This is a genomic window from Flammeovirga sp. EKP202 (assembly GCF_014534745.1).
Classification (GTDB): Bacteria; Bacteroidota; Bacteroidia; order Cytophagales; family Flammeovirgaceae; genus Flammeovirga.
In genome coordinates, this window is sequence record NZ_JACVVP010000002.1 from 42,131 (window position 1) to 63,250 (window position 21,120).

Sequence of the window (21,120 nt, forward strand, 5' to 3'; positions counted from 1 at the left end):
TAAATATTTTAGTGCTTCGTATTAATTACATTGTAAACTAAGTTCTCGCTGTTTATAGTTTTTAGAAATCAGGAGATTTCTGATGATCTGTAGGACACGAATGACGAATGACGCTTACGCTTAACATTCGCGCCAGTGGTTTTTAACAGCTCAATACATAAAATTCTTCACGCTTTTCCCTTCAAGGCCGGGGAAGATACTACTAAATGATTATCTGACTATTATGTCAAAAGAAAAAGGTTTATTATAATCTCCTAAAATGCAGTACTGTAGGGACGTTTTAGTAAAACGTCCTCACGAACCATTTAAGTCGTACAGTCGTATTTATTTTTTCTGTTGTAGAAAATGCAACGCCGCTCCAATCATTGAAGCTTCTTCCGTATGAGGGTAGGCGATGATTTCTTCAATATTTAATTGATTTTTTAATGGAGAAGAAAACCTGTCCAATGCATTGGTGATATTTCCTCCTATGATCATTTTGGTGGGTTGGAACATTTCGCTCCATGGCTTTAGTGTGGCTGAAAGGTGGTCTCCAAATTCATCAAAAAGCTGTTGAGAAGTGATTTTATCAGCTTCTGCTACTTCTTTTACACCTTTGATTTTTTCACCTTCTCTTTTCTCCCATTCTTTCACAAACCATCGGGTAGAAATATAATCTTCTGCAATTCCTTCCTTGTAAGGTTGGCAATACATCAATCCACCTTTAGGTACTCTGCTGTCCTCGGTGATCAATTGACCGTTTTCAACAAAGCCTGATCCAAAGCCAGTACCAAGCGTCAGTCCAATGACTTTTTCATTTTTATAATTTTGAGACTGAACGGCCCCCAAAACAAACGCATCGGCATCGTTAAGAAAAGTGATATGAGAAGGATCAGTGATATATTTTTTAAATTTCTCAAAAAGTACTAACCGAATGTTATATCCGAATATACTTTCATACTTCCCTACTCCTTTCATTACACAAATGCCTTCCTCGTAATTAAAAGGTCCTGGCATAGAAAGGGCAATACCCTCAATTGTTCCTGCATGGTTTTCTAATGATTGCTCTAATGCCTTAGTCCAATCTGAAATAATATTTTCAGCATCTGCCTGACTGTTTACTTTTACAGTGGCTATGGTGTCTTTTAAAATTTGCATGGAAGAAAGTGTAATCACACCACTGCTGATATGACTTCCTCCTATGTCTGCTGTTAGTATAAATCTGTCCATCGGTTTAACATTTCATTTCTACTTTGTGTAGTGTTGGTACGCTATAAACTAACTTTCAATCGGCCTTTCTAAAAACTTTTAAGGTTCTACTTTCAAACTTCCTTCTTCTTCATTTTTGTCTTGAAACAAAAACGAAGCAAAAAATTCAAGGCTTTGAAGTCAAAAGCTAAATTTCATTCCTCTCGCCTAAATGATTTTAAACTCGCTGCGCTCAAACAGCAAAATCATTTTTAACGGCTCATTCCATGAAATTCTTAACGCTTTTCCCTTCAATGCCAGGGGGAGTACTACCAAACTAAAATGGTAGAAAGCTCAATGGCGCGAATGTTAAGCGTAAGCGTCATTCGTGTCCTACTGATCGTCAGAAATCTCCTGATTTCTATTTAGTTTATCGCTAAATTCTTACGAAGCGTAAGTAAGTTTCAATACTGTAGACTTGTAGCTATTTTACTAAGATAGCACTACAAAACCTACGTTATTTATTGATTTCAATCTGATACGTAAAGCGATCTGCTCTGTAATATCCATGATTGATTTCCACCACTCTTCCCCCTGGATCAGAAACAATTCTTGATCGGAATAAGATTGGTGCACCTTCTTCTATTTTTAATAGCTCAGATAATTTCTTATCCGCTAACATGGCCGTCAGTTCCTCTGATGATTTTGTCAATACAATATTGAACTTCTCTTCGATGATATCATAAAGAGGTTTTTCAAATTGCTCTTCTTGATCAAAAGCGACTCTAGGGTGAAACCATGAAATGAAATAAACAAAAGGATCAGTTTGATCACCTCTCAAACGCGTCAATCGGTGGATCTCTTTGCCTTCTTCAATATTCAAAATTTCAGCGGTTAACGCTTCAGCATTGACCGTATCGTGTTGTACCAAGTAATTTTTAAAAGGAATGCCCTTAGCACTCATTTCTTGTGTAAAGCTATGCCATTCTGATAATTTCGTTCCGATTTTTCTTTTGGCTACAGTTGTACCCACACCTTTCTTTCGCTCCAATAGTCCTTCTCCTACCAATGTGTTGATCGCTTGCCTTACTGTATTTCTAGAAACACCCACACGGTTACTGATGTCTACTTCCTTCGGAAAAAGTTTCCCGTTGTCGTATTCGCCTGTGTCGATTAGTTTTCTTAGCTCCTCTTCAATTTGTTTATGAAAAGGGATTGATGATGTATGGTTAATAAGTATATTCATAATTCATGTTCATATGTTTGAACATAACAAAACAAGTTAATAATTCTTTTAATGTCAATAGCACACTTTAAACTTTATGGTTACTTCGAAAATGTTAACATTCATACTGCTTTTCGAGTGTACTTTATAAAATCACTCTATCCTCTTAAAAATGAAGGTTTTAAATATTTATACACGATTCATCAATATTTATTTTTAGATAAATTAAGGCTTCCATCTTTTTTTTATATATTTCTAAAAAATCTATTCTCTCATTTGGTCGTATACATCGAATAATAAAAACATCGGAGTATTACGTTAATAAATTCCTAATTCCCTTAAAAATTATTATTGCAAGTGAAAAATCAAACATCTATAGGAAAGCAAATATTAAAATGGTTTGGTTATATCTTCGGAACTATTGTAGGTATATTAATCATAGCGGTTATTCTATTTTATGCAAATAGACAAACTATCAAAGAAAAAGTAATGGAAGCTGCCAATCAAGAGCAGAACGGTGATCTTCAAATCGGGCAAATTGGAATTGCACCTTTTGAAGACTTCCCTAATTTCACATTACAATTACAGGACATTATTTATCACGAAAAGAAAATTGAAGACAGAGAAGAAGTTACAAAGCCGATTGCCGCTTTGGGTAACTTTTATGTTTCAATCAACATCGTAAAACTTATAAAAGGTGATGTGCATATCGGTGCCATCAAATTAGAGGACGGGGAGGTCAATCTCCGTACCTATAAAGACAGCACCTTCAACCTTGTCAATGCATTAGGTATTGATCTCTCAGACACCACTGCGGTCGAAGAACCTGCGGACACTACAAAAAGTGCTCCTCCTGCTTTTGATATTGCGTTGGATGAACTGACTTTAAAAAATATCAAAGTTACAGCCTACAACGGAATGACAGAAGTTGGAGTTGGAATGCAAGTACATCAAATCACTACTTCTTTGGAATACAATGCCAATGAAATTACCAACCACTTGTTATTCAATGTGGAGTTATTGGGAATTCTTAAAGAGAAAAAAATCCTTTGGCCTAATAAAAGTTTAGAGTTTACATCTGATTTACGATTCGACAGACAACGAAAATTCATCACCATTGATACTTGTGATGCTTTATTACAAGGGGCCGCCTTTTCCCTTTCGGGAACTGTTGACATTCCAAACGATATGTATTTGGATTTGGATATTCACGCCTCCCAAAAAGATTTGAACATCATCAACTTACTTGCCAACGGAAAGATTGATGTAGAAAAATTAGAATCGAACTATTCAAGTACATTAGACGGGTTGGAATTTGATGCTAAAGTAACAGGTAAATCAGCTTCTACTCTTCCTAAAGTGGAAGCCAATGTAGAATTGAAAAAATTCACTTTAAAGAGCCTTAAAACACCTTATGCGATCAACGATTTCAGTTTTAAAGCCTACTTGAATACGGGTGATTCTACTGATTTCTCCCAATTACAATTCGATTTAAGCAAGTTTGTACTTGAATCTTCAAATGGTGATACAAAAGGTAAACTTTCTGTTTCCAACGGTATCAAACAACCTCATATCGACCTACAGTGGGAAGCGAATATGGGACTGGACAACTTCAATGATTTACTCACAGACCTTCCAATTGATAGCCTTGGTGGTAAAGTCGAATTTCAGGCCGATGTGACGTATGATATAGATATTGAGAAAAAGAAATTCTTAAATCTTGATGATACGGAACAAAAGATTGCTCTGAAAGTAGATAACCTTCATTTCAAGCACAAACCAACTGGAATGAAACCTCATAGCATGGGTGGTATTTTCTATATCTGGGACAATCACTTGGGTGTAAAAGATTTGAGAGGACAGTTGGATGGTAGTGATTTTAAATTCAATGGTAATATCGACAACCTACTCTTTTATGCTTTGGGTATGAATACAGACATTATAGCGGATGTGAAATTGGAATCTAAACACCTAATGGTTAAAGAATTGCTCCAATATTCAGATTCTATTAATTCCGATCTGGCAGAAAACCTCCATGATATTAATATTGATTTCACCTTAAAAACAACCTCAGAAGGAATCAATGATTATAAACTTCTTCCTTACGGAACACTTACTATCAATGACCTTCAAACACACTTTGAAAACTTCCAGCCGGTGCATAGTGTTACCGGATTGATGGGCATTACGAAGAAGCACATTGGAGTGAAATACCTAAAAGGAAATATTGGTGAAAGTGATTTTAAATTCCAAGGTGGCTTTGAGGATTATGACGGGTTGGTCTACAAAGATTCTACGATTACCATCAAATCTGGCTTTAATATCCAATCCAACTCCATGCGTGTTGTGGATTTCTTTACTTATGGGGATTCATTGTTAGTACCGAAAACTTTTGAGAATGAAAAGATGAACAACTTCCAAATTGCAGGAGGTGTGGATGTCGTTAACCAAGAGTTATTTTCAGGTAAAAAAGTACCGAACTTCCGCTTATGGATGAAAGGTCTGAAATGGAGATTGAGTATTTCGCCTTTAATATTCAGAAACTTTAAGTTTGAATTGGTCAAAAACGATAACAATATCCTTCTGAATGACTTTACGGGTAAAGTAGGACAAAGTGATATGACTTTTAATGCCCAACTTTACAATATAACCGATTCTACTCGAAAAGATTTCTACGGAAAATTCCAAGTTGACGCCAAAATGATCAACTTCAATGAGCTTTTGAAACTGACATTGCCAGCTGAAACTTATGAGGCTTCTTCGGCTTCAAGAGCTCAACAAATTGAGGAGGAAGAACCTGTTGATATTTTTGCAATCAAGTATCCTAAATTGGAATTGGATGTGAAAGTAGACCGAATGAAGTTGATGGAAATGGACATCAAAAACTTCAAAGGGCAAGTAATCACTTCACCGGATCAGACTATTGCACTTAATGATGTTCAGGTACGTTTGGGTGATATTGGTGGATTGGAACTTTCGGGTATGGCCAACCTTCAAGATCCTCAAAAAGTGATCATGGACGGTAAAGCCAAACTGAATAATGTAGACCTTTCTCAAGTAGATTTCGAAGTGGAATATGAAGGGGAGAAAATCAATATCTCTAGAAATTTTGATGGTATTTTGAATTCGACCATGACCGCTAAAGCACATATCAATAATGACCTTACTATTGATATTGCGGAAACAAGTGCTGACATTGATTTGACCCTTTTAAATGGTCGTGTAGTTGATTTTGCGCCTTTAGAAGCCATGGCCACCTACTTCGGTAACAAGGATATGAATAATATCCGTTTTGATACTTTGCAAAATAAATTTACCGTGGAGAATGGTGTTTTCTATATCCCACGTATGAGCATTGCCTCTACAATCGGTCAAATTTATATGTCTGGAGAGCAACATTTAGACATGCAAATGGCCTATATGGTAGAAGTGCCTTTCCGATTGGTAAGGTCAGTAGCCTGGAATACTTTAACAGGTGGAGGCAAGAAGAAAAAAGACGATGAGCCAGATGAAATCCAGCAAGATGAAGGTGGTAAATATGTAGCCGTCAGAATTGAGGGAACAGTGGATGATTATAACATCAAACTGGGGAAAGGCAAGAAAAATAAGAAGAAGGAAAAAGAGAAAAAAGGATAATAAAAAAGAGGAATGAAAACATCATATTTCATTCCTCTTTTTTTATGTGAGTGTACTACATCGTAAACTAAATTATCGTCAACTTGAAATCCATATTTCTACTAGACTTTATGGAGACTACTTCCAAGCTGCCTTCTTCTTCATTTTTGTCTTGAAACAAAAACGAAGCAAAAAATTCAAGGCTTTGAAGTCAAAAGCTAAATTTCATTACTCTCGCCTAAATGATTTTAAACTCGCTGCACTCAAACAACAAAATCATTTTTAACGGCTCGATTCATGAAATTTTTAACGCTTTTCCCTTCAAGGCCGGGGGAGCACTACCAAACTAAAACGGTAGAAAGCTCACTGGCGCGAATGTTAAGCGTTAGCGGCATTCGTGTCTCACTAATCATCAGAAATCTCCCGATTTCCAAAAAAACCAAAAGCCAAATACTTAGTTTACAATGTAATGACTATTTACAATAACTAAACAGTTTTAGCTTCACATCATCTTGTGTGAAATAATGCCTGAATTCTAAGCCTAGCTTCAATGCTATCTTTTCAGACGGAATATTTCCATCTTCAACAATCGCAAAAATAGGATTAACCTTCCAATCATTCACTCCATAATCAAAAACCACTTTTGCTGATTCATAAGCATATCCTTTCCCTTGAAATTGACTACTCAAAATCCACCCAATCTGAATATCATGTGTGTCCGGCAATTGATTAAGGTTGATCAACCCCACTAATCGATTTGAATCCAATTCCCTTACGGCCCAAATATATCCTTCCTTGTTTTTGGCTTCATTGACTTTTCGATGAAGTTTTAAAACGTGCTCAACCCTACTCAATCCTTGAAGCGGAGCAATGTACTCGAAGATTCCTTCTTCATTAAAAATTTCAAGTATTTCATCGAAATCAGAAGGATGAATGATTTCTAATTGAAGTCTGTCTGTTTGAAATGACAACATAGGATTAATAATTATAAATGGATAGACTTTCTGTTGAATGTCTGGTGAAAGGTACCCAAAATTGTTAACATTTTAAATTTAAAATCAAAAAACTGAACAATCGTTCAACAAATAGCGTCTAACTAGGAAAAAATGCTCTAAATTTTATTAATCAAAAACGTTATGAAAAAGATATTTTCTACCTGTGGAAAAATTATGGTTCTTGGATTCAAAGCAGCTGTTATTTCAGCTACAGTTTATCATCTGAAAAGTAATAGAAGCACAAAAAGCTAGGTCTTGAAGGGAAAAGAAGATATTAATAAATGATTACCTGATTACAAAAGAAATGGATTTTGTAATTATCTTCTAAAATGCAGTTCTGTAGGGACGTTTTAGTAAAACGTCCTCACGAACCATAATACACTACCATTTATCCTTCTTAAAAAGAATTGAATTAATTAACTAAAACTTAGTTTACAATGTACTTAATATAAAATGTATTTCATTGAAGCACTACAAGAGCTTCTCTGTTAAGTTACTGATTACAATGATTTTATGATATATTTGTTTAAAACCCATAGTTAATTTCAAATCCTCTTTCATATTATCATTCATCAACATTTCCATGAAATTTCTCAAACTATTTTCTTTCTTCTTTTTATTGCTCATCTATCAACAATTATCGGCTCAAAGTATCATTCAAAAGTATTTTATTGATTCTACGGATCATGCCTTGGATGTTAGTCAATTTTTGAATTCTGGCTTTGGTTTTCTCCCTGTACCTATTATTATCACTGAACCTGCTGTGGGTTTTGGAGGTGGGCTTACCGCTATTTATTTTCATGGACAAAAGAGAAACAGGGAAAGTCTTGATACTCTTAACCGATTTGCTCAAAGTAAAGATTTACCTCCTATTACCACTGGAGCAGCGGGAGCTTATACCGCCAATGGAACTTGGTTAGCGGCACTTTTTCATCAAGGTTCTTATCATAATGACCGCTTCAGATATCTGGGTGCCTTTGCTTATTTGTCTCCCAACCTTACATTTTATGGTTCCGGTATAATTGACAATGGAGAGTACAACTTTAATATGCAAGGGGTCATGACATTTCATGAGTTCCTATTCAGACCTAAAAAAGAACTTCCTTTGTTTACAGGAATTAACTATTTATTCTTCAATAACAATATCACTTTTATTGACAGCGAACCAGAAACTGAACCTTTAAAGGAAGAAACTAATCTTGGTGGTATGAATGCTGTATTAATGTGGGATAATCGAGACAATACTTTCACTCCAACAAAAGGTATCATGACTACTACCGAATTTGGGATTTTTCATAAAGCTTTAGGAGGTGATAATGATTATACCAACTTCACGCATCGCACCTATTATTATTTACCAGTCAAAAAAAGGAAACTCTTTTCAGGTTATCGATTGCAGTACCAAGCCAAGTGGGGAAATAATGTACCTTTCTTTGAGTTGCCTTTTGTTCGCCTTCGAGGAATTCCTGCCCTACGCTACCAAGATCATAATGCATTGGTATTGGAAACTGAATGGAGGTGGCAGGTTTTTAAACGATGGAGTGCCGTTGGTTTTGTGGGAACCGGTTTTACTGCTCCAAAAATTCAAGAATTTGATTTTACTCAATCCAGAGTAGCAGGTGGTTTTGGTTTCCGATATTTTATTGCTTCTGATTATGGCTTGCATGCAGGTATTGACATTGCGAGGGGACCAGAAATTTGGGCTTGGTACTTGACAGTAGGAAGCAATTGGTTTAGATAAAATAGTAGTATATATCGAATACTAGTGTTTTTTATTTATAGGAAACAAATGACGCTATCGCTTAACATTCGCACCAATGGCCATTCTACTTCATTAGTTTGGTAGGGCTTTCATCGGCCTTGAAGGGAAAAGCGTGAAGAATTTAATGAAGTGAGCCGTTAAAAATGATTTTGCTGTTTGAGCATCTCAAAACGATGAAGTTTTGATCGAGTTATCCTTTCAATAGGCGAAAGGAATGGAATTTAGCTTTTGACTTCAAAGCCTTGAATTTTTTGCTTCTTTTTGTTTCAAGACAAAAACGAAGAAGAAGGAAACTTGAAAGTAAGTCCTATAAAGTTTGTAGATATGTAATTTGATGATCAACGATGATTATAGTTTACTGTATAACACGCTTCAACCAACATTTAATACCTTATAACCGAAATTTATAAATACCATCCTCTCTGACTCCGTTTTACATACTAAAATTTGCGGTTCTTCTTCAAAAGCTCTGCCTGTTATCAACAAAATTAAATTGTAAAATGGATTATAAATTAATCAGTAAGGGCCTTCTGGATACCATCAAAAAATTGGTATTCATCTGTATCGGTCTTTATGCACTTTTCCTTCTAAAATCGGTCATCATCTACATTGCTACAGCGGGTGTAATTGCTCTGATGGCGTATCCTTTTAAATCCTATTTAAAAAGAGAATGGCATTTATCCAATACTTCGGCAGTTATGGTGGTGATGAGTAGCTTTGCGCTTCTGTCATTACTTTTTCTTAGTCTTTTTATTCCTTTGATCATGCAAGAAGCACATAATCTTTCATTAGGGAATATCGCCAAGTTTAAAGAAAATGTAAATGCTGCTTTTCTAGAAATCAATCAATTTACGGTACGCTATGGAGTAGACCTTACTTTATTTAATTTAGGTGATCTTATTCACAAAAAAGTAAACAATACTCCCAAAGTATTTTCATCCGTGATTAATTCGATTGGTTCTTTTAGTGTAGGCATTTTCTCTGTCGGTTTTATTTCCTTTTTCTTTATCAAAGAAAGTGAGCAAATCGGTAACTTCTTGATTTCTATAATGCCAATTGAAAACGAGAAGGAAATCATGTCTTCCATTATCAAAACCAAAAAGCTTTTATCACGCTATTTTCTTGGGTTGACCGTACAAATTCTTATTGTTTTTGTAGCATATCTTATTTCACTTTTTGTCATCGGTGTGAGCAATGCTTTAGTAATCGCTTTTCTTTGTGCCTTACTTAATCTAATTCCTTATGTAGGACCTCTTATTGGATTAGGGTTAATGGGGTTGTTAGCGACAACTGAAAATTTGGGTATGGATTTTAAAACAGAATTACTTCCATTACTGGGAAAAATTGGGGTGGCTTATGGACTAACTCAGTTCATCGACAATAATTTTTCACAACCTATTATCTTTTCCAAAAGCGTTAACTCTCATCCCTTAGAAATATTTATAGTGATCTTTGTATTCGGAATTTTGATGGGAATTGTAGGAATGATTCTCGCAGTTCCTATCTATACGGTCATCAAAGTGGTGATGAAGGAATTTTACCCTGAAAATCCATTTGTAAAAGCTTTGACACAAGAGTTATAAAAACACAAAGAGATGGTTCGTCATCAATGACTTGCCATCTCTTCTACTATTTATTGATTTTAGATTTCTCTATTTTATAATTTTTTTCCAAGTTTTATTTCCATCAGAAGACTCCAATAGGAGATAATAGATTCCATTGCCTAGGGTTGAAAAATCAATTTTCAAATGAGATTCCTTTTTGTTTTGGGAAAGGATTTGTTGTCCATTTTCATTAAACAAAGCCACTTGAAAAGTATCTCCCTCTATCAATTGAATATGAAGTTGATCAACAACTGGATTAGGATATACTTTAATCTCGTCCATGGTACTTTCTGCTAAATCTCTTTTTCGAGCATTGGAAGCACCACATTCTCCGAGAGGCTTCCACCAATGATCCGCTGTTCCTGGCGTGACATTATAAAGATTATTGACGACTGCCTCATAAAGCATTCCTTGATAGCTGACTCTATTTCCACTTTGATAAATCGACGGATAGTTGGCATATTCTTCTACTCCACCACAATCTCCTCCATTTGTTTTTTCAATGACTGAAATAGTAACAGAAGTTGCCGTTTGTCCTCCATCATTATCAGTAACCGTTGTAGAGATCAAATGTGTTCCAAAAGTTGAAGGTGTAAAATTAAAATCGGGAGTCGCAAAAGTAGTACCATCTACCTGAGAAACGATAGACGTTATTTGTCCATCCGTATCATTGGCAATAATGGAAACTTGAACTGGAGATAAAGCTTCTTGCTCAATGTTATTTTCCACAACGATACTTACAGTGGGTAACTGGTTTTCAGTATTTTCTTCTTGAAAAAGAACTTGAATACTTTTTGTAGTGGACTGTCCTCTGGTATCAGTGGCAATTGCCGAAATAGAATATTGCCCGTATGAAGGAGGTGTAAAAGTGAATTGCGGTGATGTACTTACTTCTTCATCATTGATTTGAATACTCCAAGCGATTGTACCTTGATCATCCGTACCGTTGATTTGAATATTAATAGGTGAAAGTGTGGTAAACGTCGTATTATTTTCAGGTGAAATAAAAGAAACTGTTGGAGGATTATCCACTTCACTTCCTCCTGAGCAATTGCCTAAAAGTTGCCAAGTAGACGGGTCTTGATCGGGTTGATTTCCCGTAGACCACCATTTTTTGAATGTATAAATTTGATTGTTGTATACCACCTTCATACCATTGGTTTGATACGTTTTAGAAGCACTCCATTCTTCCACCCCTGTACAATCAAAGGTGTAGCCTGGGCAAGTCGATTTGATTTTCCAAACATTGGAAGTACCTGGAATATCCTCCGCTTTGGTTTCCCATGCTGCGTTATAAACGATCCCATCATAGACTGCCTCTTCTCCTGCTGTATAAGTTTTAGCTTCCCAAGCCGTACCACAATTGACTTTAGGATCAATGATTTCCAAAGTAGATGTTAAGGTACTTTGTTCTCCAAATCGATCTTCTGCAACAATAGTGATCGTTAAAGTTCCATAAGCAGTTGGGGTAAATGAAGCTGTTGTTCCTACCGTAGATAACACATTTCCATTGACTGAAATAGAAACATCTGCTATTGCTTGATCCTCTTTATCCAATACACTCGCTTCAATTGAAATAGCTGAAAAAGTCTCCATACGAATTTCATTTGAGGATGGAGACAATAAGGAGATTCTTGGTTTCTTTGGCGTAGGTTCTGGCTCATTTCCACCAAAAGGTCTTTGATTCGCACATCCACAAGCATTGCAAGAAGATTGTCCATCTAAATCAGTAGTTACATTCAAAATTGAAGAGTGTCGTTCATAATGTCCTATTCGGCTCAATACTTTTGCCTTTTCTGTACCTGAACCACATTCCAATCCTCCATTGATAATGTTAACGGTAACACCAAATCCTGGTAAACGGTTATTTTCTAAATCATAAGAAGTCGGTTCCCAATTTCCTACCATTACATCATGTGCTGAAGGTTTGGGGAATTGTGGTGTCATCCAAAACCATATCGCTGTCTGAAAAGCCAGTGCTCCATCTTCAATGACTCTCTCTGGATTGGCCAATAAGACATTTTTATCTCCATATAAAAACTGACTGACTTGACCGTAATTATAGTTCCATGACAATTGAATGGGACCTCTACCATGATACGATTTTCCAGCCACCGCAGGGTAATCAGGATGATTTTGCTCCACATACCCAATAAGGTCTGTTCCGGCATAACTTACCTCTTCTCTAAAGTATAATCCCCATGCATACTTTCCGCCAGGAGCAGTGGACCACCCTCCCGTTGTCTCTTGAGATATATTGGCTAAAAACGCAGATAATTCTCTACGACGCTGTTCCAATGTTCCTTCTGACAAGAAAAGTGCATAGTCTACTTCCTGTAAAATGATGCTTTTTTGTGCATTCCAAGAGTCATCAAAACCTGCGTCTGTTCTGATTATTTTCGTTTCACCTGTCGTTTTATCTTCTCTCGTTACTTTGTAAAGATTGGTTCCTTCCCGCCTTTCCATGTACACTTTAATATTCTTCATACGATCCATCGCCTCGATAAAGCTTGCATACGTATAAAAATCGTTCGCGGGATTGAGTACATATCCTCCATCGGGTGCTGATTCTGTTCCAAATCGGTAAGGAAATAGTTCGTTGTACTCTTGCTCAGTCAGTGGATTTTGTGCGTTAGTTACTGAAGGGAGTAAAAAGACTAACACACACATTGATAGTGTTGTTATAAACTTCATTTGTAGTAGATATAAGTTGGTTGAAATAGTAGCTTCTTTTGTTTTGAAGCATTTGATAATGCTAAAACTAGACGGAATAATGGCTTTTAAAAAATCAGCAAGGGGTACATTTAAGTAGTCATCTGCACCTAAATTTTGATGCAAAATGGGTACAATTAAGGCCGTTTTAAAGCTCTATGGTTTAATAATGAGGGTACAAATCAAAAAAGGAAGAATCAATCACTTGTAAAAAATGTAGTATCATTTACATAGTGGTTTCTTCTTCCTTTACGAGATGTTTAAGAAAAAATGAATTGCTATTCGTAGCCTCTACCTACCAAAGCAATCTCTTTTCCTTCTTCTAAAGAATCGATAAATTCTTCAGCTGAAAGCGGTTGGCTAAACATTGGGAAATCATGTTTTACAGCATTCTCATGTTCTTCAACACTTGTTGCAGCACAACAATCAGTCAATGTGATCACATTAAAGCCTTTTTCATAAGCTGTACGCATTGTAGATTCTACGCAGCAGTTGGTTAAGAAACCAGCTAATACCACATTCTGTATACCTTTACTTCTTAAGATAAAGTCAAGGTTTGTACTACAAAAAGTATCCAGACCTTTTTTCCCTTCAATGATGATGTCTTCGGGCTGAGGTGAAAGAAAATCGATCAATTGACTTCCCCACTCGTCTTTTAGGAAAGCATTGTTATCCACCACTCCTTTTAAGATACCATAAGGGGTTTGGGTGAGTTCTCTGTAATCGCTAGAGAATGAAATAGGGACGTAAATGATTTCTGCACCTTTGGCTCTTGCTGCCTTTATTACTGCTTGCGTGTTAGAAAGCATGTCTGTTTGATGCATGACTGTTTTTACAGCTTCATGAAAGACACCTCCTGGAGTTGCAAAATCGTTTTGAAACTCAATGAGTACGACGGCAGTTTGCTTATAATCCATTTCTGAAAAATTTAAATAGTTAGTAAAAAATTGATTTAGCTCTATGAGCAAGTTTTCTAGTTTTAAGGTAGTTGAAAACCAAAAGATTCACAAGTTAAATCATTGTGAACACAAGAGTTGTAAAATATACTGTAAACTAAATCATCGTCAACTTTCCATTAACCTTTCTACAAGCATTTATAGAATTACTTTCAAGTTTCCTTCTTCTTCATTATTAACGACTCAAGACATGAAATTCTTAACGCTTTTCCTTTCAAGGCCGGGGTAGAATTACCAAATTAAAAGAGTAGTAATACCACTAGTACGAATGTTAAATGAAAGCATCATTCGTGTCCTTCAAATCAGCAGAAATCTACCGGTTTCTAATGATTAAAATGGAAAAAAGATTAGTGAAAACTAAAAAATGAAATGTATTTCTCCGAAAAGAGGTACTTCATGCTTTACTCACACTACTACAAATCTACTTCAAGCTAAACCACAAATATTTTATCTGAAATGAGACATTTATCTTTCTTACAAAAAACGAAATGAATATACTTATAACAGGAAGCAGTAGCGGATTTGGAAAACTGACTACAGAAACACTACTCAAGGAAGGATACACTGTTTTTGCCACTATGATTGGAGTAACTACTTTTTCAAAAAAAGCAATTGAAGAATTACAGCGTTTTGCTCAACAGACAGCAGGTACATTACATATTATCGAGCTGGATGTTACTGATCAAGAATCTATAAATAATGCAATTGAGAGCATCTACAAGTCAGTAGATCAAATAGATGTTTTGATTAACAATGCAGGCATTGGTGGAACCGGATGGACGGAAGCTTTTCCAGAGTCTCAGTTCAAAAAAATCTTTGATGTCAACGTCTTTGGTGTACAAAGAATGATGCGTGCCGTATTACCACAAATGCGAAAGCAGAAAAAAGGATTGATTATTAACCTTTCAAGTATTCAAGGAAGAGTCGTTTTTCCTTATTCGGGAATTTATACTGCTACAAAGTTTGCTGTGGAAGGATTAACAGAAAGCTATCATTATGAACTTTCTCCATTAGGCATTGATGTGGTGATGGTTCAACCTGGTGGATTCAAAACTAATTTTGAGTCAGTTCAGTCAGGACCTCATGATCAAGAACGATTGGAAAGTTATGGGGAAATGGTCAATACTCCTGATCAAATTTGGGGAGCTCCTCAAGAGGAAAAAGATTTTCTACCTCATCCTCAGCCGGTACCAGATGCAATTGTACAATTAATAAAAATGCCAAATGGAAATCGCCCACTTAGAACTACAGTGGATCCTCTACTCAATGCATTAGGAACGGAAACTATCAATCAAGCAGCAACCAAAGCTCAACAAGATTTAGCATCACATTTAGGTTGGAATATAGAGGTCTAAAACTTCAATTTGTGAATAACTTTATAAATTGTGAATAATTTCAAGTATCCAAAATGGAGTTATTCACAAATTTAGACTTATTCACACACTTATTCACAATAGAGCACTTGCTTGTGAACATTTTCAAATAACGCTTTTAATAATGGTAAAATGAGCACTTTTTATTAAGAGTTATCAACATCTTTGAATAAAAATGGATAATCTTTAGGTTCCCAACTCATTATTTCTTGCTCTAATAATTTTTTTATTTTTGGATTATCCTCATATTTAAACAAGGCTCTTCGGTATGTTTCTTTCAAATAATCTCTGATCCAAGCAGTTGTGCTTCCCCTATCATCGAGTACTTCAATGGCAGTTTCAGTATCAAGACTTTTTCCTTCCCAAACAATATTACAGTTCCACACATCTGAAAGCATGACCACATATCTTATAAACTCAAACGTGGGAACAGTTTTAAACTCTACAATGTGATAACCCGCTTCCGTGTCTTTTCTGACGCTGACTCTTGATTTAATATTCTGTAAAAAAGGCAATTGAAAACTAGAAACCTTTAGTTTGATACTAGGAATATTGTCCTTTATCATCGTGGCATCAGGGGTATATCGATAAGGAAAATCTGGTACAATCACACCTACAAAAGACTGTATCGCATGTTGAAACTCGTCTTTTAATTGTGTTATTCTCGCTTGATTCTTCTTACTTTCTGCATTAAAAAATTCTTTTCTTTTCGTGATAGATTGTATTCCCTCTACTTCAATAATGGAAATATTTTTATAGCCTATACTATTCGGTAAATCATTATTTTGGTTCACCTTTATACTCATTAAGTACAATTTACCATATAAGTTTTCTCTCACTTTCATGGGCAGTACTTTCTCTCTTTTCGCTTCACCAAAAAAGTGATATTCAATTTCTATAAACTCTAACCGGCCAATGCATAACATGACATCATCAAACCATTCTACCCAATTATTTTGATTGATTCGTTGATTTCCTTTTTCAAAATCAATATTCTCCAAATACAGTTGTGGATCCTTTAATAACCTAGACTTTTCTTTCGTCTGACTTATAATTGCTTTTAAATTAAATAATTCTTGAACCGTTGATAAGTAAGCTTGGTTGGTTTTCAACTGATAACCTATTCTTACACCTTTTCCCTCTCCTTTCACATACTGTTTCAATCCTCCTATTTTTTGATAAAAAGTATGTTCTTCAAGATCTTCCAGTGGAATAATCACCTCCTCCACTTGTAGTGAATACTCGTTGTGTAATTTTATATTGTAACGGATAAAAGTTTTATAAAAAGCATCTTTGACCTTTTTCTCCTCTCTTTTTGAAGTGCAATAAGATAGTTCTTCATTTAACGTTCGGCTCAATTGAAAAAAGTAAATAACTTCACCCTTATGATCTAATAAGAGCTTTACATATTCAATGAATGAAAATAAGTTCTGGTTTGAGTTTTTCATAAGTAGGGTATTAAAATTTATTTATTGCGATTTTTTCAGTCGCAATAATTTACACTATCCCTCTATATAAACAATGTACATAAGATTATAATACACGTTTTTATAAAAAATATTCTACTCCTAAATAAATCGCTAAATTTCATTCTACTTTTGTAACATAATATAGAACGTGTCATTTCGATTATGAACGTGATGTGTGATGATTTACTGCATAAAAAATAATTTATTGTGATTATGATGGCCTTTCCTAAAATTTGATAGGAAAGCTTAATTCATTGTATAGTTAAATACAATTCTACATTCTTAAAAATATAGTTTTACCCAAACTATTTTTGCTGAAACAAGCGAATACTCTATTCTGTAGTGAGCTACAGTGGTTAATGTTCGGTAAATCATCTTTACCTGTATCGAACATGAAGGGTTAAGTGTTATGCTTAGCCCTTCTCTCAGGTGATCAGGCAAAAATCACAATTACCCCGAATAATTTAGCACATTGTAAACTAAATTATCATCTACTTTCAATCGACCTTTCTACAAGCATTTATAGGGGCTACTTTCAAGCTTCCTTCTTCTTCATTTTTCCATTGATGAAAAACGAAGCAAAAAATCTAGGCTTTGAAGTCAAAAGCTAAATTCCATTCCTTTCGCCTATTGAAAGGATAACTCGATCAAAACTTCATCATTTTGAGATGCTCAAACAGCAAAATCATTTTTAACGGCTCAATACATGAAATTCTTCACGCTTTTCCCTTCAAGGCCGAGGAAGATACTACTAAATGATTGTCTAATTACATGTCAAAAGACAAAGATTTAATAATAACCTTCTAAAATGCAGTTCTGTAGGGACGTTGCATTGCAACGTCCCTACAGAACCACAATACACTACCATTTATCATCCATAAAAAGAAATTTACAAAATATTTAACTTCAAAATATTAATTTATAATACATAAAAAATGAGCCTTTGGTTATATTACTTTCACCAAAGGCTCATTATTTTCTAATCTCTATTTTAATAGATTTATTGCTTACTATTGCACATGTACAAAAGCAGCCCAATAATAAGGATGTTCGTACTCCTGCTGTAGTTCTTCTTTTGCTTTTACGACAGCCAAATCTATATCCGATAGTTCTACATAATACTTATAGAAAAGTGTCATAAATTTTTGTGTGGCGGCATCATCTACTGTCCATAAACTGATGATTTGATGCTCAATTCCAGCTAATTTAAAAGCTCTTTGGAAACCATAAACACCCTCAGATCTTGTACTTTGACCGATACCTGACTGACATGCTGAAACAATGGCCAAGTTTGTTTTTCTTAAATCATAGTTGGATAGTTCACTTGCCATCAAAATACCATCACTTTTATCTTCAAAATTCTTCCCGGTTTCCCAGAAGTAATTGGCTCCCGAAAATACAATTCCAGCTCTGTTCATTGGATCGGGATCTGAATATATCTTTTTAGCCCCTTTAAATGAGCCTTCTGCTATTTTTTCTTTTTTGATATAGGGAGAGAAGTAAGCGTGAGAGGCAATATGAAGAATATCAGTTGGTGCTTTACAATATTCAATAAATTGATCTTCCGTTGCGGAATTTCCTGTATATAAATCTACTTCCACCGAAGAAGAAGTAAGTTCTTCATTAATCAAGTCAACCTCTTTCAGCGTTCCTCTTAAATAATTGAAAGTTCCGCCTACCATTTGTATTTGGTTCTCTTGTGGAGCAGAAGGGGCTGAACTTTTCTTCTTCTTATTTTTGACTTTCAAACCTCTTTCTCCTCCCGACTCAGATTGCTCCTGCAATGCCTGATCATCATAATTCATCCCTCCAAAAATGGTAGCTTTGCGAGGAGAAAGCTTTGTTTGCTGTGCCAAAAGAGAAGTCTTACTTACTCGTTTTAGTCTGAATTCCTTTCCTAATCGCTTTGCTTTTTCGTCAGAAGATAGTTTCAAAGCCTCCAAAGAAATACCATGCAAAATACCTGATGGTGCATAGAAAATTGTCTTCACATCTGATAAATAAGGTCGTAATGGGTCAACGATGAGTGATAAAATTTGCTTTCCATTTTGATTATAAACATAGTCAATACCATTGATTTCACTCATACGTTGCTCCGGTTCCAACCACTTTTTGAGCTCTTTCTCTTTACATAATGGAATGATCACTGGAGAATCCATATCCTTTTTCAATACCAATGCCGCATAACTATCAGGAGCATAAAAGACATATTCAACTGCAATTTGATTATCCTTTAAAGCAGCTTGTACTTGTTTCCATTCCACAGTATTTTTTTCCATTTCATAAAATACTTGTTCCTTCGTTTTGATCGCCAATTCTTTATGCAAACCGAAGCTGATATCTTTCAAACTATCAATGTCCAATCCTTCTTCATGAAATAAGATTTCTTTTCTGACTTTCATCCATTCCTCAAAGAGACCTTTGTAATCTTTATTTTTACTATCTGCAGCGTACTTTCTGATGGCAATTACGGATGATAAATCAATTTCTTTCGACAGAAGAGTATAATTATAAGCCAACTGTTTTGCTTCTTTTCGATCCACATTTGCTGCCAATTGATACATAATATCGCCGCACTGTTCCGAAATATTGATGATCTCTTTTTTACCTAGTTTTGATGGGTTTAGCAAGATATTTCTGATAATGTAATCAAAGCTATCATACTCCTCAAAAATCTTATTTAAATCAATTTTATCCGCTTTTCCTTCAGTCATCAACTCACCTACATACATCATATAGTAATAGAAATTGTAGAGTTTCATTGTCAGCATGGCAGTGTTATCCATATCTCCCATATCCGGTAATCTTCCAATTTCTACTTTTGACTTTTCAAAAGCGTCAAAGAAATAATCTTCTGCTTGTTCGGGATCCTCCTTACGTTTACAAATCTCTCCTAACGTAAAGTAAGAACCGGAATTTACATCCTTTCCTTGTTTCTCTGATGCAGTCATCATTTCCATACTTGCATCATAAGCCTCATCATATCGTTCTAATCCAAAAAGACATGATATTTTACAATTGATAATCCCAAAATAAAATGGATTGGTAGGGTCAATTTTATTCAAATAAGCTTCCGCAAGCTCTAACGACTTTTCGTAATCCTTGAGTTGTAAGTAAGAATAGATCAGAGTCGTTTCGTGACTCAATAGCCCTAGTTTTTCCTGCTTTAATTGTACTTCAAGCATCTTCTCATAGTTTTCCTGGAGAGAATAGAAATTCCCTAAACTCATCAAGAAACTTTGATAGAAATAATGACTTGTATTGTTTGTTGCCTCCAATTGCTCCACTGCTTTTTGAGTCAACTTAGCACCTAGATAATATTGATTGGAGCTATACATTTTATTGACCAAACCAAATATTGCTTGATAGTCCATTGTCTTTTTAGAAAGCTCTTCTCTTATGATTCTTGAGAAGTTTAAAGATTGAGCTTTTGCATTATTCCAGAAACGCTGTACGTCATCATAAAAATCCTCATATTCTTCTTTTTCTTCTGCACTAGCATTCTTATAAAGTACATCTAATCGAGCTAAATAAGGTTTGACATAGAAAAACTTATCGGCTAGTTTCTGAAGCGGCATTAACATTGGGTTCGCTTGGGTCTGAATGACAAGGTATGTTTCTATAATTTTAAAGAGTTCTTCCATCTCTTCAAAACTTTCTTTTTCATCCATCTCAAAACCAAAAATAAAGCCTTTCACTTCTTCCAAATATTCCTTTCGTAATTGGTCTATTGCTTGATTTTCTTGGGGTTTGAAATAAGAATAAACAGATACAGTGGCAGCACTTCTTACAAAGAAATCTTTGCCTTCCATGTTTTCAATTACTTTTTCTGCCCATTTCGCTTTCCACTCATCACCATATTGTTTTCTATAGGCTGAATTCAGTGCGTCTACCTCTTTCTTCTCCTTTTTCATGGCTGGCAAGGCTGCTCTTAATGCTTTAGAATTGTTGATCTCTTGGGACCAAGCAGGAAAATGATGACACAAAAACAAGAGTAATGTACACAGCAATAGTTTTGAAAAATTCCTCATCGATTTAATTCGTAATATTAAATAGTTTGTTTGACTTTAACACCATTATTGGCTTTTATCTCTACCTAAGCATTGGCATATTCAGCCCTAATTTACTTTAGTTTTGGTATTGAGGAGGCTAAAATAGAAAAAAGAGAAGGATATAAAAAGTACTGCAATTTTAAAAAGAGCAACCTCGATACAAATGATCGAGGTTGCCTTAGTCTATATT

The 21,120-nt window shown here is 35.2% G+C and carries 11 protein-coding genes and 1 pseudogene; 5 read left to right on the plus strand and 7 right to left on the minus strand.

Going from position 1 to position 21,120, the window contains the following annotated elements; translation table 11 throughout:
- Positions 1–259: 259 nt before the first annotated feature.
- A pseudogene (locus IC221_RS29840) lies at positions 260–313 on the plus strand (hypothetical protein); the annotation flags it as partial.
- Between the two features lie 11 nt (positions 314–324).
- Here IC221_RS29840 and IC221_RS01325 read toward each other — a convergent pair.
- Both IC221_RS01325 and IC221_RS01330 read right to left on the minus strand, forming a co-directional pair.
- Positions 325–1,209, minus strand: coding sequence for an ROK family protein (locus tag IC221_RS01325; protein WP_188167252.1), 885 nt, complete (start codon positions 1,207–1,209; stop codon positions 325–327).
- Between the two features lie 475 nt (positions 1,210–1,684).
- Complete coding sequence (locus IC221_RS01330; RefSeq protein ID WP_188167253.1) at positions 1,685–2,413, minus strand: GntR family transcriptional regulator; 729 nt, start codon at positions 2,411–2,413, stop codon at positions 1,685–1,687.
- Between the two features lie 336 nt (positions 2,414–2,749).
- Here IC221_RS01330 and IC221_RS01335 point away from each other — a divergent pair, with 336 nt between their 5' ends.
- Complete coding sequence (locus IC221_RS01335) at positions 2,750–6,028, plus strand: AsmA-like C-terminal region-containing protein (protein ID WP_188167254.1); 3,279 nt, start codon at positions 2,750–2,752, stop codon at positions 6,026–6,028.
- Positions 6,029–6,480: 452 nt separating this feature from the next.
- On the opposite strand, the gene IC221_RS01340 is transcribed toward IC221_RS01335, so the two are convergent.
- Entirely contained in the window at positions 6,481–6,981 is a 501-nt protein-coding gene (locus IC221_RS01340) for a GNAT family N-acetyltransferase (RefSeq protein ID WP_188167255.1), read from the minus strand.
- Between the two features lie 604 nt (positions 6,982–7,585).
- Between IC221_RS01340 and IC221_RS01345 the strand changes: the two genes are divergently transcribed.
- Both IC221_RS01345 and IC221_RS01350 read left to right on the plus strand, forming a co-directional pair.
- On the plus strand, positions 7,586–8,743 hold the full coding sequence (locus IC221_RS01345; RefSeq protein ID WP_188167256.1) for a BamA/TamA family outer membrane protein: 1,158 nt from the start codon (positions 7,586–7,588) through the stop codon (positions 8,741–8,743).
- Positions 8,744–9,264: 521 nt separating this feature from the next.
- Positions 9,265–10,347 (plus strand): AI-2E family transporter, encoded by a 1,083-nt coding sequence (locus tag IC221_RS01350; protein ID WP_188167257.1) that lies wholly within the window; start codon positions 9,265–9,267, stop codon positions 10,345–10,347.
- Between the two features lie 69 nt (positions 10,348–10,416).
- Here IC221_RS01350 and IC221_RS01355 read toward each other — a convergent pair whose 3' ends face one another.
- Both IC221_RS01355 and IC221_RS01360 read right to left on the minus strand, forming a co-directional pair.
- Positions 10,417–13,062 (minus strand): glycoside hydrolase family 19 protein, encoded by a 2,646-nt coding sequence (locus IC221_RS01355; protein ID WP_188167258.1) that lies wholly within the window; start codon positions 13,060–13,062, stop codon positions 10,417–10,419.
- Between the two features lie 296 nt (positions 13,063–13,358).
- Entirely contained in the window at positions 13,359–13,997 is a 639-nt protein-coding gene (locus IC221_RS01360; RefSeq protein ID WP_044212756.1) for a cysteine hydrolase, read from the minus strand.
- Positions 13,998–14,524: 527 nt separating this feature from the next.
- Between IC221_RS01360 and IC221_RS01365 the strand changes: the two genes are divergently transcribed.
- Positions 14,525–15,391 carry an SDR family oxidoreductase gene (locus IC221_RS01365; protein ID WP_188167259.1) on the plus strand — a complete coding sequence of 289 codons (867 nt, stop codon included), beginning with the start codon at positions 14,525–14,527 and terminating at the stop codon, positions 15,389–15,391.
- A gap of 164 nt (positions 15,392–15,555) precedes the next feature.
- Here the strand turns inward: IC221_RS01365 and IC221_RS01370 are convergent, their stop codons facing one another.
- Both IC221_RS01370 and IC221_RS01375 read right to left on the minus strand, forming a co-directional pair.
- Complete coding sequence (locus IC221_RS01370) at positions 15,556–16,857, minus strand: hypothetical protein (RefSeq protein ID WP_188167260.1); 1,302 nt, start codon at positions 16,855–16,857, stop codon at positions 15,556–15,558.
- Between the two features lie 1,031 nt (positions 16,858–17,888).
- Entirely contained in the window at positions 17,889–20,909 is a 3,021-nt protein-coding gene (locus IC221_RS01375) for a CHAT domain-containing protein (protein ID WP_188167261.1), read from the minus strand.
- Positions 20,910–21,120 lie beyond the last annotated feature (211 nt).

Coding starts and splice junctions, on each gene's coding strand:
- IC221_RS01325 (WP_188167252.1), bottom strand. CDS start 1,209: ATGGACAGATTTATACTAACAGCAGACATAGGAGGAAGTCATATCAGC.
- IC221_RS01330 (WP_188167253.1), bottom strand. CDS start 2,413: ATGAATATACTTATTAACCATACATCATCAATCCCTTTTCATAAACAA.
- IC221_RS01340 (WP_188167255.1), bottom strand. CDS start 6,981: ATGTTGTCATTTCAAACAGACAGACTTCAATTAGAAATCATTCATCCT.
- IC221_RS01345 (WP_188167256.1), top strand. CDS start 7,586: ATGAAATTTCTCAAACTATTTTCTTTCTTCTTTTTATTGCTCATCTAT.
- IC221_RS01350 (WP_188167257.1), top strand. CDS start 9,265: ATGGATTATAAATTAATCAGTAAGGGCCTTCTGGATACCATCAAAAAA.
- IC221_RS01355 (WP_188167258.1), bottom strand. CDS start 13,062: ATGAAGTTTATAACAACACTATCAATGTGTGTGTTAGTCTTTTTACTC.
- IC221_RS01360 (WP_044212756.1), bottom strand. CDS start 13,997: ATGGATTATAAGCAAACTGCCGTCGTACTCATTGAGTTTCAAAACGAT.
- IC221_RS01365 (WP_188167259.1), top strand. CDS start 14,525: ATGAATATACTTATAACAGGAAGCAGTAGCGGATTTGGAAAACTGACT.
- IC221_RS01370 (WP_188167260.1), bottom strand. CDS start 16,857: ATGAAAAACTCAAACCAGAACTTATTTTCATTCATTGAATATGTAAAG.
- IC221_RS01375 (WP_188167261.1), bottom strand. CDS start 20,909: ATGAGGAATTTTTCAAAACTATTGCTGTGTACATTACTCTTGTTTTTG.